This is a genomic window from Chitinophaga sp. RCC_12 (assembly GCF_041360695.1).
In the GTDB taxonomy this organism is placed as follows: domain Bacteria; phylum Bacteroidota; class Bacteroidia; order Chitinophagales; family Chitinophagaceae; genus Chitinophaga.
The window spans coordinates 108923-121870 of sequence record NZ_JBFUPS010000001.1; the positions used below are offsets into that span (position 1 = coordinate 108923).

11 protein-coding genes are annotated in these 12948 nt (G+C 49.5%); 10 read left to right on the plus strand and 1 reads right to left on the minus strand.

The annotated features are described in order from the left end of the window. Window positions 1-47: 47 nt before the first annotated feature. From AB6805_RS00400 to AB6805_RS00415, 4 genes are all read left to right on the plus strand, one after another. Window positions 48-884, plus strand: a complete 837-nt coding sequence (locus AB6805_RS00400; RefSeq protein ID WP_370907480.1) for an ankyrin repeat domain-containing protein — start codon at window positions 48-50, stop codon at window positions 882-884. Window positions 885-955: 71 nt separating this feature from the next. Beyond that, entirely contained in the window at window positions 956-1858 is a 903-nt protein-coding gene (locus tag AB6805_RS00405; RefSeq protein WP_370907481.1) for an NAD(P)/FAD-dependent oxidoreductase, read from the plus strand. 95 nt (window positions 1859-1953) lie between these two features. Beyond that, a complete protein-coding gene (locus AB6805_RS00410; RefSeq protein ID WP_370907482.1) occupies window positions 1954-2265 on the plus strand; it encodes a hypothetical protein in 312 nt (103 codons plus the stop codon). Between the two features lie 330 nt (window positions 2266-2595). Then, the gene (locus AB6805_RS00415) at window positions 2596-3003 is read left to right on the plus strand and encodes a contact-dependent growth inhibition system immunity protein (protein WP_370907483.1); all 408 of its coding nucleotides are present in this window, start codon (window positions 2596-2598) and stop codon (window positions 3001-3003) included. Between the two features lie 21 nt (window positions 3004-3024). On the opposite strand, the gene dinB is transcribed toward AB6805_RS00415, so the two are convergent. Then, window positions 3025-4143, minus strand: coding sequence for a DNA polymerase IV (gene dinB / locus AB6805_RS00420; protein WP_370907484.1), 1119 nt, complete (start codon window positions 4141-4143; stop codon window positions 3025-3027). A 123-nt stretch (window positions 4144-4266) separates the two neighbouring features. On the opposite strand from dinB, the gene AB6805_RS00425 reads away from it, so the two are divergent. From AB6805_RS00425 to AB6805_RS00450, 6 genes are all read left to right on the plus strand, one after another. Then, on the plus strand, window positions 4267-4851 hold the full coding sequence (locus tag AB6805_RS00425) for a pentapeptide repeat-containing protein (protein ID WP_370907485.1): 585 nt from the start codon (window positions 4267-4269) through the stop codon (window positions 4849-4851). A gap of 530 nt (window positions 4852-5381) precedes the next feature. Then, entirely contained in the window at window positions 5382-6263 is an 882-nt protein-coding gene (locus AB6805_RS00430; RefSeq protein ID WP_370907486.1) for a helix-turn-helix domain-containing protein, read from the plus strand. A gap of 76 nt (window positions 6264-6339) precedes the next feature. Continuing rightward, window positions 6340-9078 (plus strand): DUF1553 domain-containing protein, encoded by a 2739-nt coding sequence (locus tag AB6805_RS00435; protein WP_370907487.1) that lies wholly within the window; start codon window positions 6340-6342, stop codon window positions 9076-9078. Between the two features lie 6 nt (window positions 9079-9084). Beyond that, on the plus strand, window positions 9085-10572 hold the full coding sequence (locus AB6805_RS00440) for a DUF1501 domain-containing protein (RefSeq protein WP_370907488.1): 1488 nt from the start codon (window positions 9085-9087) through the stop codon (window positions 10570-10572). A gap of 7 nt (window positions 10573-10579) precedes the next feature. Beyond that, window positions 10580-11512, plus strand: coding sequence for a sugar phosphate isomerase/epimerase family protein (locus AB6805_RS00445; RefSeq protein ID WP_370907489.1), 933 nt, complete (start codon window positions 10580-10582; stop codon window positions 11510-11512). After that, a complete protein-coding gene (locus AB6805_RS00450; RefSeq protein ID WP_370907490.1) occupies window positions 11509-12948 on the plus strand; it encodes a c-type cytochrome domain-containing protein in 1440 nt (479 codons plus the stop codon). Before AB6805_RS00445 ends, AB6805_RS00450 begins: the two co-directional genes overlap by 4 nt.

Consider the following 12948-nt stretch of genomic DNA (forward strand, 5'->3'; position numbering starts at 1 on the left):
CCTACGTAATGGTTCTCTCCCAGCTGATATTACACTATGAAAACGCTATGCAAAAAATTTCACTGTACGACCTGAAACGTAAGCTAAGAAACAGTCAGGAGCCAGATGAAATGATCACCCTCCTTGGATATAATCTTTCGTTTTTTTCACGGGAGGAACGGTCACAACTACTATGCGATTTATTGGAATACCAGGAAATATTTTTTGAGGCAGCCGAACTGCTGATTGAAGAAGGCGGGGCCGACATCCATTATAAAAAGGAAGGTATTATTCCAATCATTTTCTGTGCAGTAGGCGCTAATAAGCCGCAGGCAGTACAATACCTGCTGAAAAAAGGCGCCTCCCTGCACGTCAGCAACGCCGATTACCTGTTTGCCATTGCTTATATCTTCAAACATCACCGGCTGGCGGCCATCACCGATATACTGCTGATCCTCATCGAGCACAACATCCACTTCAATTTTGTACTGGCCAGTATGGATACCCCTTTGCTGCTGGCTACCCGTCATAATAATAACCGGGAGATAGTGCAGTTTTTGTTGTCGGAAGATGTGAATAAATACGTGTATGATGAAGATGGGTTTACCGCTATCCATTATGTTCCGTTTGCCAAAGCCACTCACCTGTATAAAGATATGATCACCTGTATGGCGGATATCCAGGTGAAAACGAAGTTTGCCACCAGCATGGAGCCCGTGTTTGAATGCGTGATCAAAGTGAGTGAACACCATACTTTTGAAGAGTTTATTTATGAAGCCCTGAACGCCTTCCTGGAAAACAGGCACCGCATGTACGATGATATCTTTGAAAAATACTATTACCGCCTTCACCTTATAGCAGAACATATTTCCACCATCCGCGCCAACGCCGGCGATAACGTATGACGCATTTTAATTTTGCAACAAAGTTGCAATATCTTATTTTTGTCTTCTTACATCATATTAAATACCACCATATGCAAACATACGATGTGATCATTGCCGGGGGCAGCTATGCGGGCTTGTCGGCCGCCATGGCCCTGGGACGCGCACGCCGGCAGGTACTGATAGTAGACAGCGGCAAACCCTGCAACCGGCAAACGCCGCATTCCCACAACTTTCTCACCCAGGACGGCGCTACGCCCGCTGCCATAGCGGCTACTGCCAAAGCCCAGGTATTGCAATACTCAGGCGTACGTTTCCAGGAAGGAGCAATCACCGGCGCCACTCCCACCACGGAAGGCTTTACAGTTACCACCGCTGCAGGCGAACAGTTTACCGCTAAAAGACTCCTGTTTGCTACCGGCGTAAAAGATGAAATGCCCGCTATTAAAGGATTTGCAGAATGCTGGGGGATTTCCGCACTGCATTGCCCCTATTGCCATGGCTATGAAATAAAAGACACCCCCACCGGTATCCTGGCCAATGGCGACGGCGCTTTTGAATATGCTAAAATGATCCGCAACTGGACCAATCAGCTGACTATATTCACCAATGGCCCATCCACACTCACCGCGGAACAACTCGGAAAACTACAGAAACACCGGATCGCGGTGGATGAAAAAGAAATCACGGAAATTAAACAGGCAGGCGGACAAATAAGTGAACTCCTTTTTAAAGATGGCAGCACCCAGGCGCTGAATGCTTTATATCATAAACCTGCTTTCCGGCAACACTGCAACGTTCCGGAGGTGCTGGGATGCGAACTTACGCCGGAAGGGTATCTTGTAGTGAACGAATTCCAGGCCAGCACGGTAGCAGGCGTATACGCAGCCGGCGATGCCACTAATCCTTTCAGGAGTGTTGCCATATCAGTAGCGGCAGGAACCCTGGCCGGCGCGATGATCAGCCGGGAACTCATCATCAGTGAATTTGAATAAAGCAGGCAGGGTGTTGTGCGCAACCATTTGTACATGTGGAAATAATTCTATATTTTAGGACAAGTGATTATTTTCCATTACCTAAATTAACCAGAATGCTCACAACACTTACTGTCTTAGCCGCCCTATTCTTCCTGGCCCACGTTTATCTCCTGTTTACCTCATTTGGAAAAAAAGGATTTCAAAAACAAAAATACCTGTGGTCGCATATTACCCTGTGGATTACAGGAGGCCTGGCCTGTGTCATTGCCATCCTTTTTGCCGGTAAAAATGTTTCCGGCGTAATCGATGTATTTGATACCCCCGGTAAAGCATCCCTGCTTGTCCTGATAGCACTGGTATTGTCGGCCGCAGCGCATAGCATCGTGAAACTGCTGGTGCTGCCAAAATACCAACGGGCTGTATAATAACGGAACAGATTATACGAAAATCCCCGGCTGCGTGGTCAGGGGATTTTTATATAAATCATACCTGCACGACCATTTATGTTCATTTAACGGCCCGTTTTGTTACATAAAATGTTAAAGGTGGAAAATTTTCTTTCGCCATCAACAATATTCATTATATTTATACCTGTTGATCCTGGTTTCTTATAACCGCCGGCGCTGACTGGCTACCGCAACACCTGCAATACTCCGCAGGTTCTGACAGATGATCACCATCAAAAGAAAAAATTGCGCGTTGAAATCATCTTCATAATTAATTATTTTATAGCACGAAAAGAGAGACACATTTTTATGAATAAGAAAGATATCTGGAGATATAAATCTTTGGAGCAGTTGGAGAATAAGAGTTGGGCACCGGCCACAGATCAAGATTCGGGAATAGTTCAGAAATGTCTTGCCTTAGTTAAAGTACCAGTAGTAAAATTAGCCGCAAGCGAATTGCGGATCTTAATCGGACAATCCTTTAATCCTTCCTACCTGGTTCCTTTAGCACTGGAGATATTACAAAACGATGTACTGGTAACTGCCGGTATGTATCCCGGCGACCTGCTGAAAGCTGTACTCGACGTTCCTGCTGCTTTCTGGGAAGAACATCCCGACCTTCACAAAAACCTGCTCGACCTGATGCAGGAACGAAGCGAAGAAATTGAAACAGAAATAGACTTACCTGAATTCTGGCGTAACAACCTCGTCATGTAGCCATGGCTGTTTTCACATTCGCTATTCATCAAAATTGAACAACGAAAGCTGTCCTGACGGAGGAAGTTTCTCCTGGTTCATCGGCGCATCATTGAAATTAGACAGGGTAATGCCCAACAGGCGGATTCGCTTATCTTCCGGATAAGTAGCTGCCAGCAATTGCTTTGCCGTGTCTACAATGATATCGTAATCTCCCACCGGAAACGGAAAGGATTGATTCCGCGTGATCTGTTTAAAATCACTGTATTTTATTTTCAGGGTAATAGTGCGGCCTTTCAGGTTATAGCGCTGCAGCCGGTCGTATACGGTTTTCCCGATCTTCTCCAGCTCTGCTTCCATATCAGCGATCACGGTAAGATCGTAGGGGAACGTATCCTCCGCGCCAAGCGATTTGGTTTCCCGGTGTGGCTGCACCTCGCGGTCATCTATGCCCCGCACAATCCGGTAGTAAAAGCTGCCCACCTTGCCAAAATGGGTTTTCAGGTCCTGCTCCGACAACTTCTTCAGGTCAGCCCCGGTGAAGAGTCCCATCCTTTTCATCTTATCTGCCGTCACCTTTCCCACGCCATGAAATTTCTCTACCACCAGCGTTTCCATAAACGATTCAATAGACGATGGCCCGATAAACGTAAGCCCGTCCGGCTTATTGAGGTCCGACGCTATTTTAGCCACAAACTTATTGACAGACACGCCCGCCGACGCAGTCAGCTGCAACTCATCCCGGATGGCCTGCTTGATCAGTTTGGCAATTTCAATGGCAGAGCCGATACCCTGCTTGTCTTCCGTCACATCCAAATAAGCTTCATCAAGCGATAAAGGTTCTATCAGATCGGTATAACGGGAAAATATTTCCCGGATATGCCGCGAAGCCTCCTTGTAAGCATCAAACCGGGGGCGCACAAAAATCAACTCCGGACATAACTGCAACGCTCTTTTGGAAGGCATCGCGGAACGTACGCCAAATTTGCGCGCCTCATAGCTGGCAGTGGCCACTACTCCACCCCGGCCTTCCGGCGAACCGCCCACCGCAATGGCTTTGCCGCGGTAGATGGGGTTATCGCGCTGCTCTACAGACGCGTAAAACGCATCCATATCAATATGAATAATTTTTCGTTGTATGCTGTTTGAACGGTTCTCCATTTCTACATCCCGGAAGCAAACGTAAAGATATTCAGTATTTAGCTATTCAGGCTCACAAAATGATTTTTTTACGCCTTCACGGCTAAAACATAATCCCTACCTTCACACCTTAAACTTTTCACCGTGTCCGGCTACGATCAGGAAATTTCACACGAACATAAAAAATTTGAGAATATCATCTGGGAAGGCAAAACCATCTCGGGCAGGGAGTTCTACGATTGTCACTTTTATAAATGCAGTCTGAAGGAATGCGTTTTTGAAGAATGTACTTTTGATAAATGCACCTTTGAAGAATGCGATTTATCATTGATACAATTCAAACAAACTTCTTTCAACAAAGTGATCCTGCAACATACCAAAGCCATTGGTATTGCCTGGCATAATGCCCGCAACTCACTTACCGTAGAATTTCACCACAGCCGCCTGAGCTACTGCAGTTTTTCTGGCAAGAACCTGAAAAAAGGAATCTTCCTTCACTGCCAGGCAGATGAAGCCGATTTTTCCGGCTGCAATTTATCGCAGGCGGATTTCCGCGGCACCGATCTGGCGGGAGCCCGCTTTTCCGACACAGACCTCACCCAGGCTAACTTTGTGGGCGCACAACGGTATGCCATTGATGTACACACCAATAAAATAAGAAAGGCGAAGTTCAGTTTGCCGAATGCGTTGTCACTGCTGGATGGGCTGGGTGTGGAGATTGTAGAATAAAGCGTAGGTTGTCTTACTCAGGATTAAACTTATTTCACTGATTACGCTGATTTGATCACTTTGGATTTTTTATATGATTTGGGGAGATAAAAGCGGAGACGCGGATTTTGTCTTTCTCACTGATTACGCTGATTTTACTGATTTTTACTTTTAGATTTTATAAAGGATTTTAAATGATTGGGGAGATATAAGCGAAATTATCGCTTATATCTCCCCAAATCTTTTAAAATCAAAAAGTGATCAAATCAGCGTAATCAGTGAAATAAGTTTAATCCTGAGTAAGACAAAACCCGCTTTTATCTCCCAAATCATATAAAATCCCAAAGTGATCAAATCAGCGTAATCAATGAAATAAGTTTAATCCTGAGTAAGACAAAACCCGCTTTTATCTCCCCAATCTTTTAAAATCAAAAAGTGATCAAATCAGCGTAATCAATGAAATAAGTTTAATCCTGAGTAAGACAACCTCCGCTACCGAATATTGTTATAAAAATGGATTTTCTTACTTTGGGAAGAAAACCGGCTGCGTTATGATCAGGAAGAAAGAAGGCTTTCAGGGCCAGCGGATGATCGTGATACCGCGTAATATCCTGAGCAGGAAATGTGCCCGGGAAGCGGCGCTCACCCCCTTGCACCTCACCGATATCGGTTATTATCCGAAGGCATTGTTCCACCACCGCAAAAGAGCGCAGGGGGCAGAGCAGCACATCCTGATTTATTGTGTGGAGGGTAAAGGCAGTATCACGCTGAAAAAAGAGGTATATGCTATCCAGGCGGGCGATTGCTTCCTGCTGCCCCGCAAATGGGCGCATGAATACAGCGCAGATGAAAGTGATCCCTGGACCATCTACTGGGCGCATTTCCAGGGTACCAGCGCAGATGGGATCGTACAATCGGCGGTCAGGGAATGGAATGGCAACCGGGTATTCCTTCCCCATTCCCCCGAAAGGATCCAGCTGTTTGAGCGGATCTACCACCAGCTGCAGCGGGGTTACCGCGATGAAAACCTGGTGTGGTCCAACATGAATTTCTGGTCGTTCCTGTCGTCCTGCATTTACCCGGACTTCACGCAGCCCGGGAAGCCCACCCAGCAACACGATGCCATTGACCAGTGCATCGATTATATGAATAAGCACCTCGATCAGATGCTTACCCTGCAACAAATGGCTCAGGCGGTAAACCTCTCCCAATCACACTTCTCCTATCTCTTTAAAACCAATACGGGCTTCTCTCCCATCGAATACTTCAACCAGCTGAAAGTCCAGAAGGCTTGCCAGTACCTGCTCTTCACACAATCACGTATCAAGGAAATAGCCGCGCAGCTTGGCATGGAAGACCCCTATTACTTTTCCCGGATGTTTACCAAGGTGATGGGTGTATCCCCCAATCAGTACCGGGAAAGGAAGTTCTGACCGTAAGATAATCCATCATAATCAGCATATCATCTAGCCACTATTCGATGGCCCCGGCTTATTTTTACGGACGTCAATGAAAAAAACAATGTTCCATTTCTCCACGTTGAGGATTACAGTGAGCCTCACCATAACAGTGGGGGCAGGCCTGCTGTTTGCCGCCTGCCATACCGATAAAAAAGTAGACTTCAGTACCGAGGTAAAACCAGTGCTTAACAAGCATTGTATCAGTTGCCACGGAGGAGTAAAACAAAATGGCGGATTCAGTGTGCTGTTCCGGGAAGAAGCCCTGGGCATTACCAAATCCGGCAAGCCCGCCATCATTCCCGGTCATCCCGAAAAAAGCGAATTTATCCGCCGCCTTACCTGCAAAGATCCAAAAGAACGGATGCCGCAGAAAGGAGAACCACTCACCAGCGCAGAAATAGATATCCTCACCCGCTGGGTGAAACAGGGCGCGGAATGGGGAGAACACTGGGCGTATATATCTCCCAAAAATGTTCCGGTACCTGATATTACTATTACCAACGGCAACGAAATAGACCACTTCATACAGGAAAAACTGAAACAGGAAGGATTGAAGCCCTCCCCGGAAGCAGATAAAATGACCCTGCTCCGCCGCGTAAGCCTCGATCTTACCGGCCTGCCGCCAACACCTGAAATGGCACAGCAGTTTGCCGCCAGCACCGACGAACACGCCTATGAAAAAATAGTGGACAGCCTCCTGCAATCGCCACACTACGGTGAACGCTGGGCCGCCATGTGGCTCGACCTCGCCCGCTACTCCGATACCAAAGGTTATGAAAGGGACGACAGCCGGAAAATATGGCGGTACCGCGATTGGGTGATCGACGCATTTAACAACGATATGCCGTACGACAGCTTCACCATCGAACAACTGGCCGGCGACCTGCTCCCGGATCCTACCCGCGACCAGCTCATCGCTACGGCATTTAACCGCAATACCATGACCAACGACGAGGGCGGTACCCAGGATGAAGAATTTCGCACCGCCGCCGTAATGGACCGCGTAAGCACCACCATGGATGTATTCCAGGGCGTTACCATTGCCTGCGTGCAATGCCACAGTCACCCTTACGACCCCTTCCGCTTTGAAGATTATTATAAACTGATGGCCTTCCTCAATAATACCCGTGATGAAGATACCCACATGGAACATCCTAAACTTCGTTTGTACGACAGCGTTAGTACGGCAGAAGTAAAAAAGGTAAGCGACTGGGTAGCGCAAAACGGTACCACCCAACAGGCAAAAGATATACAGGAATTCCTGAAAGTACTGGAACCAAAAGTACACGCCCACGTTGCCGATAACTATATCAACGGCGCCCTGCTGGATACCAAATACATGGGCATCCGGAATAACGGCAGCTGCCGCCTTCCCAAACAAAACCTGGAAGGCAAAACACAACTGCTCATGAACTACTGGACCGGCAGCAAAGGCGGCTCCGTAGAATTCAGACTCGACAGCTTAAATGGCCGCACCATTATTAAACATACACTGGCCCCCACCAACGGGCGGCTCGCCATCAGTATGCCACTGCCACCGGTAACAGGCACACATGATCTTTACCTCATTTTCCGCAACCCTTCCCTCAACCCCGCAGATGCGGTGTGCAGCGTGGAATGGTTCGCCTACCGCGACGACATTCCCGGTAAAGGGAAACCAGGTTATGATCAGATCAACAACACCTGGTTAACACTCATTAACCAAAATCCCGACGACGTACCGGTGATGATAGAAAATCCGCCGGTAATGGCACGCATTACCAACGTGTTTGAACGCGGCAACTGGATGGTAAAAGGAAAAGCAGTTACACCGGATGTACCACACTCGCTGAACCCATTCCCCGCAAAAGCGCCACGCAACCGGCTTGGTTTCGCCATGTGGCTCACCGATACAAAAAATCCGCTCACGGCCCGCGTAATGGTAAACCGTTTATGGGAACAGATCTTTGGCACCGGCATCGTGGAAACCATAGAAGACTTTGGCACACAGGGTTTCACACCATCGCATCCCGAACTGCTCGATTACCTGGCCTACCAGTTTATGCACAAATACAAATGGCATGTAAAACCAATGCTGCGTGAAATCGTATTATCGGCCGCTTATAAACAATCCTCTGCCAGCACACCGGAACTGCAGGAAAAAGATCCGGCTAACCGCCTGCTCGCCAGAGGCCCGCATTTCAGGCTTACAGCTGAAGAAGTAAGAGACCAGGCACTCACTGTGAGCGGTCTCCTGAACCGCCAGCTGCACGGCCCCAGCATCATGCCATACCAACCAGATAACATCTGGCAATCCGTTTGGAGCGGCGCCTACTGGAAAACTGCCGACGACGGCAACCAGTACCGCCGGGCAGTATATGTTTTCCAAAAACGTACCAGCCCCTATCCGTCCATGCTCTCCTTCGACGGCAGCAGCCGCGAAGTATGCCTGCAACGGCGCATCCGCACCAACACACCACTACAGGCACTGGTTACCCTCAACGACCCGGTATATGTGGAAACGGCCGCCTCACTGGCCAGGCATATGCTGAAAAATGGCGGCAACGACGCCACTGCGGGTATCCGTTGGGGTTATCAAACCGCGATGTATAAACCATTACCTGAAAATAAACTGAAAGTATTGCAAACACTGTATAATCAGGCGCTCGCGGAATACAAACAAAAACCCGCGGAAGCCGACAAACTGTTGCAACACAAAGATAATACACCACAAAAAGCGGAACTGGCAGCACTCACCGTAGTAGCCAACGCTATTATGAACCTGGATGAATTCCTGACTAAATCCTGATCCGGTATGACTAAGCATGCACGACTGATAAAGGAAGCAAACGATCAAACACTGCGGTATTTCACCCGCCGCCACTTCCTCACGGACTGTGTGAAAGGCCTGGGCGCAGCCGCCTTCAGCTCTTTCCTGGCCAGCTGCGGCAGCAGCACCAAAACCTTGCTGGACCTCGCGGGCAACCCCATGGCGCCACGTGTACCACAGTTTCCCGCACGGGCAAAAGCCGTGATCTACCTCCACATGGCAGGCGCACCCTCCCAGCTGGAACTGTTCGACTATAAACCGGCCTTGCAAAAATTACATAATCAACTATGTCCTCCCTCCCTGCTGGAAGGTAAAAAGTTTGCCTTCATCCGCGGCGTTCCCAAAATGCTGGGACCACAGGCCGTCTTCTCCCAACACGGGGAATCACGCGCCTGGGTATCCGACCACCTGCCACATTTCGCTACCATGGCAGATGATGTAAGCTTTTTGAAAGCCGTGCAAACAGACCAGTTTAACCACGGCCCCGCCCAGCTGCTCATGCAAACCGGCAGCGCGCGGCTGGGACGCCCCAGCATCGGCTCATGGGTAACTTACGGCCTCGGCTCCGAAAACGATAACCTCCCCGGCTTTGTAGTACTTACCTCCGGCGGTAAAACCCCCGACGCCGGCAAAAGCGTATGGGGCAGCGGTTTCCTCCCCTCCGTATACCAGGGCGTGCAATGCCGTACCAAAGGAGAACCCGTACTGTACCTCACTGATCCGGAAGGCATGAGCAGGGATCTGCGCAAGGAATCTATCAATGCCATCAATGAAATCAACAAACAGGAATACACCACCTTTGGCGATCCGGAAACCCTGTCGCGCATCTCACAGTACGAGCTCGCCTATAAAATGCAGATCTCCGTACCGGAAGTAATGAACATCAACACGGAACCGGATTATATTCATGAAATGTATGGTACACAGCCAGGCAAGGAATCATTTGCCAACAACTGCCTCCTGGCCCGCAAGCTCGTGGAGAAAGGCGTACGGTTTGTACAGCTGTACGACTGGGGCTGGGATAGCCATGGCACAGATGAAAACCTGGCCATCGACTACGGCTTCCGTAATAAATGCCGCGAAATTGACCGTCCCATTACCGCACTGCTGCAGGACCTGAAACAACGCGGCTTGCTGGATGAAACCCTGGTTGTATGGGGTGGCGAATTTGGCAGAACACCTATGCAGGAAAACAGGGACGGCAAAGACATGCCCTTCCTGGGCCGCGATCACCACGTAGAAGCCTTCACCATGTGGATGGCAGGCGCCGGTATCAAAAAAGGATTTTCCTACGGAGAAACCGATGAAATAGGCTACGCCGCCGTGAAAGGGAAAGTAGCCATCAACGATATTCACGCCACCATCCTGCAACAGCTGGGCTTCGATCATGAAAAGCTCACCTACCAGTTCCAGGGCCGGCCCTTCCGTCTTACAGACACCGGCGGAAAAGTAATTACACCCATACTAAGCTAAACCGTACATGAACAGTAACAGGAGAAATTTTATCAAACAATCAGCCATACTGGGTTCCGCATTATGTATCCCTTCCCTGCCGGCATTTGCCACAGGAACAGCCGCCGCCGCAAAAGACGGATACCGCCTTATTGTACTGGCCACCAACTGGGGCTACAACGGCAGCATCAACGACTTTTGCGCACAGGCAAAAAAGGCAGGATACGACGGACTCGAAATCTGGTGGCCCAACGAAACCGCCGCCCAACAGGAACTATTTGCCGCAGTGGAACAACACGGACTGGAAGTAGGCTATTTATGCGCGGGCTACGATAGCGACTATACGAAACACGCGCAGCAATTTGAAACCATGCTGAAAGCAGCTACCGGCAATAATAAAGTCAAACCGCTGTATATCAACTGCCACTCCGGAAGGGATTACTTCTCCTTCGAACAAAACAGTGCATTAATAGACATGACCAACCGGATATCTAAACAAACAGGCATTCCGGTATACCATGAAACACATCGCTCACGCATGTTGTTTGCCGCACATATTGCCGGTAAATTCATCGATGCAAAACCAGACCTGCGCCTTACCCTCGATATTTCACACTGGTGCAATGTACACGAAACCTTATTGCAGGATCAGCAGGCTACAGTAGCCAAAGCATTGGCACGCGCAGGCCATATACACGCCCGCATCGGGCATCCCGAAGGACCGCAGGTGAACGATCCCCGCGCGCCGGAATGGGCCACTGCAGTGAAAGCACACTTCAGCTGGTGGGATCAGATCGTGCAACGGCACCAGGCCGCCGGCAAACCGCTTACCTTCCTCACTGAGTTCGGCCCGGCCGATTACCTGCCTACCCTGCCCTATACCCGGCAGCCGGTAGCCGATCAATGGGATATTAATGTATTTATGATGAACCAGCTAAAACAACGTTACAGCAAACCATGAGATTATTGATCAGTAGCGGCAGCTGGAGTATGTTTATTGGACGTTCACATCCTTTACTGGTACACCTGCCTATCGGCATTTTAATTATTGCATTTATATTAACACTGCTGGCGCGCAGGGAAAAGTGGCGGCATGTACAAACAGCCCTGCCGGCAGTATTGCTGGCGGCTGCCTTGTCGGCCATACTCAGCTGCATCACCGGCTACCTCCTTTCTCTCAATGGAGGCTATGAAGAAACATTACTGCAAACGCATAAATATCTCGGTATAGGCGTAGCCGTTATCAGCACCGGGCTGTACCTGCTGGAAAGAAACAAACACCGCTTTCCCCGCCTGCAACTGCCTGCCGCATTGCTGATGGTGTTGCTGCTGGGCGCCGCCGGGCATTACGGCGGTAGTCTTACCCACGGCGATGACTACCTCACCCAGGCCATGCCCGCCCCGTTGCAGCGGATCACCGGCATGAATAAAGCAGTGGCTAACGCCGCCACCTATACGAATATTGGCGATGCCCGGTTGTATGAAGACCTGGTGCGGCCGGTACTTACCAACCGTTGCTATGGCTGTCATAATGAACAGAAGCTGAAAGGCGGCCTGCGGCTGGAATCCATTGCCCTCATCCGTAAAGGCGGAGAACACGGACCAGTGCTGAAGGACAGTCTCCCGGAAGAAAGCGAATTATTCAAACGGCTGATACTCCCTGAAGAAGACGAACACCGGATGCCGCCAAAAGGCAAACCATCCGTAACGCCGCAGGAACTGGAACTGTTGCACTGGTGGATAGCGGAAGGCGCGCCCGCGGGCAAAACAGTAAAAGAACTGGAAAAAACGCCCCGGATCATGGCGGTGCTGGAAGGAATGCAGCCCGCTACTCCACTGGATAAGCAGGAATTTGTTCCGGAAGAAAATACCGGTGCGCCCAGTGAACAAAAAATGGCTGCCCTGGAAGCACTAAAAGTAAAAGTAATGCCGGTGGGCGCTGGTAGTCATTATCTCACTGTAGACGCCATCAATGCCGCCGGCTTCAGCAACCATGATATGCAGTTATTACTGGGCTTAAAGGACCAACTGATCTGGCTGGACCTTTCCGGTACGGCCATCACCGACAGCGCGTTTGCCGTGCTCGGTCAGCTGAAGAAGCTCACCCGACTCGATCTGAGGAATACTGCCATTAAAGGCAATGGCTTAAAAGAGCTGGGCAACTGCAGGGAACTGCGGTATCTGAATCTCGCCGGAACGGCGGTAAATGCAGAAGGATTATTATCGCTGCAGCAAAATAAAAAACTGCAACAGTTATATGTATACCAGGCAGGCTTTACACCTGCGGCGCTCCGGCAGCTGCAGCAAGCTTTACCCAAACTGAAACTGGATACCGGCGGTTACCGTTTACAACAGCTGGCTTCTGATACAGTTATTTATCATAAAGTCAGCGGGTAA

What these genes read in the sequence shown, in the direction of transcription:
- AB6805_RS00400 (WP_370907480.1), top strand. Translation starts at nt 48, where the DNA reads ATGCAAAAAATTTCACTGTACGACCTGAAACGTAAGCTAAGAAACAGT.
- AB6805_RS00405 (WP_370907481.1), top strand. Translation starts at nt 956, where the DNA reads ATGCAAACATACGATGTGATCATTGCCGGGGGCAGCTATGCGGGCTTG.
- AB6805_RS00410 (WP_370907482.1), top strand. Translation starts at nt 1,954, where the DNA reads ATGCTCACAACACTTACTGTCTTAGCCGCCCTATTCTTCCTGGCCCAC.
- AB6805_RS00415 (WP_370907483.1), top strand. Translation starts at nt 2,596, where the DNA reads ATGAATAAGAAAGATATCTGGAGATATAAATCTTTGGAGCAGTTGGAG.
- dinB (WP_370907484.1), bottom strand. Translation starts at nt 4,143, where the DNA reads ATGGAGAACCGTTCAAACAGCATACAACGAAAAATTATTCATATTGAT.
- AB6805_RS00430 (WP_370907486.1), top strand. Translation starts at nt 5,382, where the DNA reads ATGATCAGGAAGAAAGAAGGCTTTCAGGGCCAGCGGATGATCGTGATA.
- AB6805_RS00435 (WP_370907487.1), top strand. Translation starts at nt 6,340, where the DNA reads ATGAAAAAAACAATGTTCCATTTCTCCACGTTGAGGATTACAGTGAGC.
- AB6805_RS00440 (WP_370907488.1), top strand. Translation starts at nt 9,085, where the DNA reads ATGACTAAGCATGCACGACTGATAAAGGAAGCAAACGATCAAACACTG.
- AB6805_RS00445 (WP_370907489.1), top strand. Translation starts at nt 10,580, where the DNA reads ATGAACAGTAACAGGAGAAATTTTATCAAACAATCAGCCATACTGGGT.
- AB6805_RS00450 (WP_370907490.1), top strand. Translation starts at nt 11,509, where the DNA reads ATGAGATTATTGATCAGTAGCGGCAGCTGGAGTATGTTTATTGGACGT.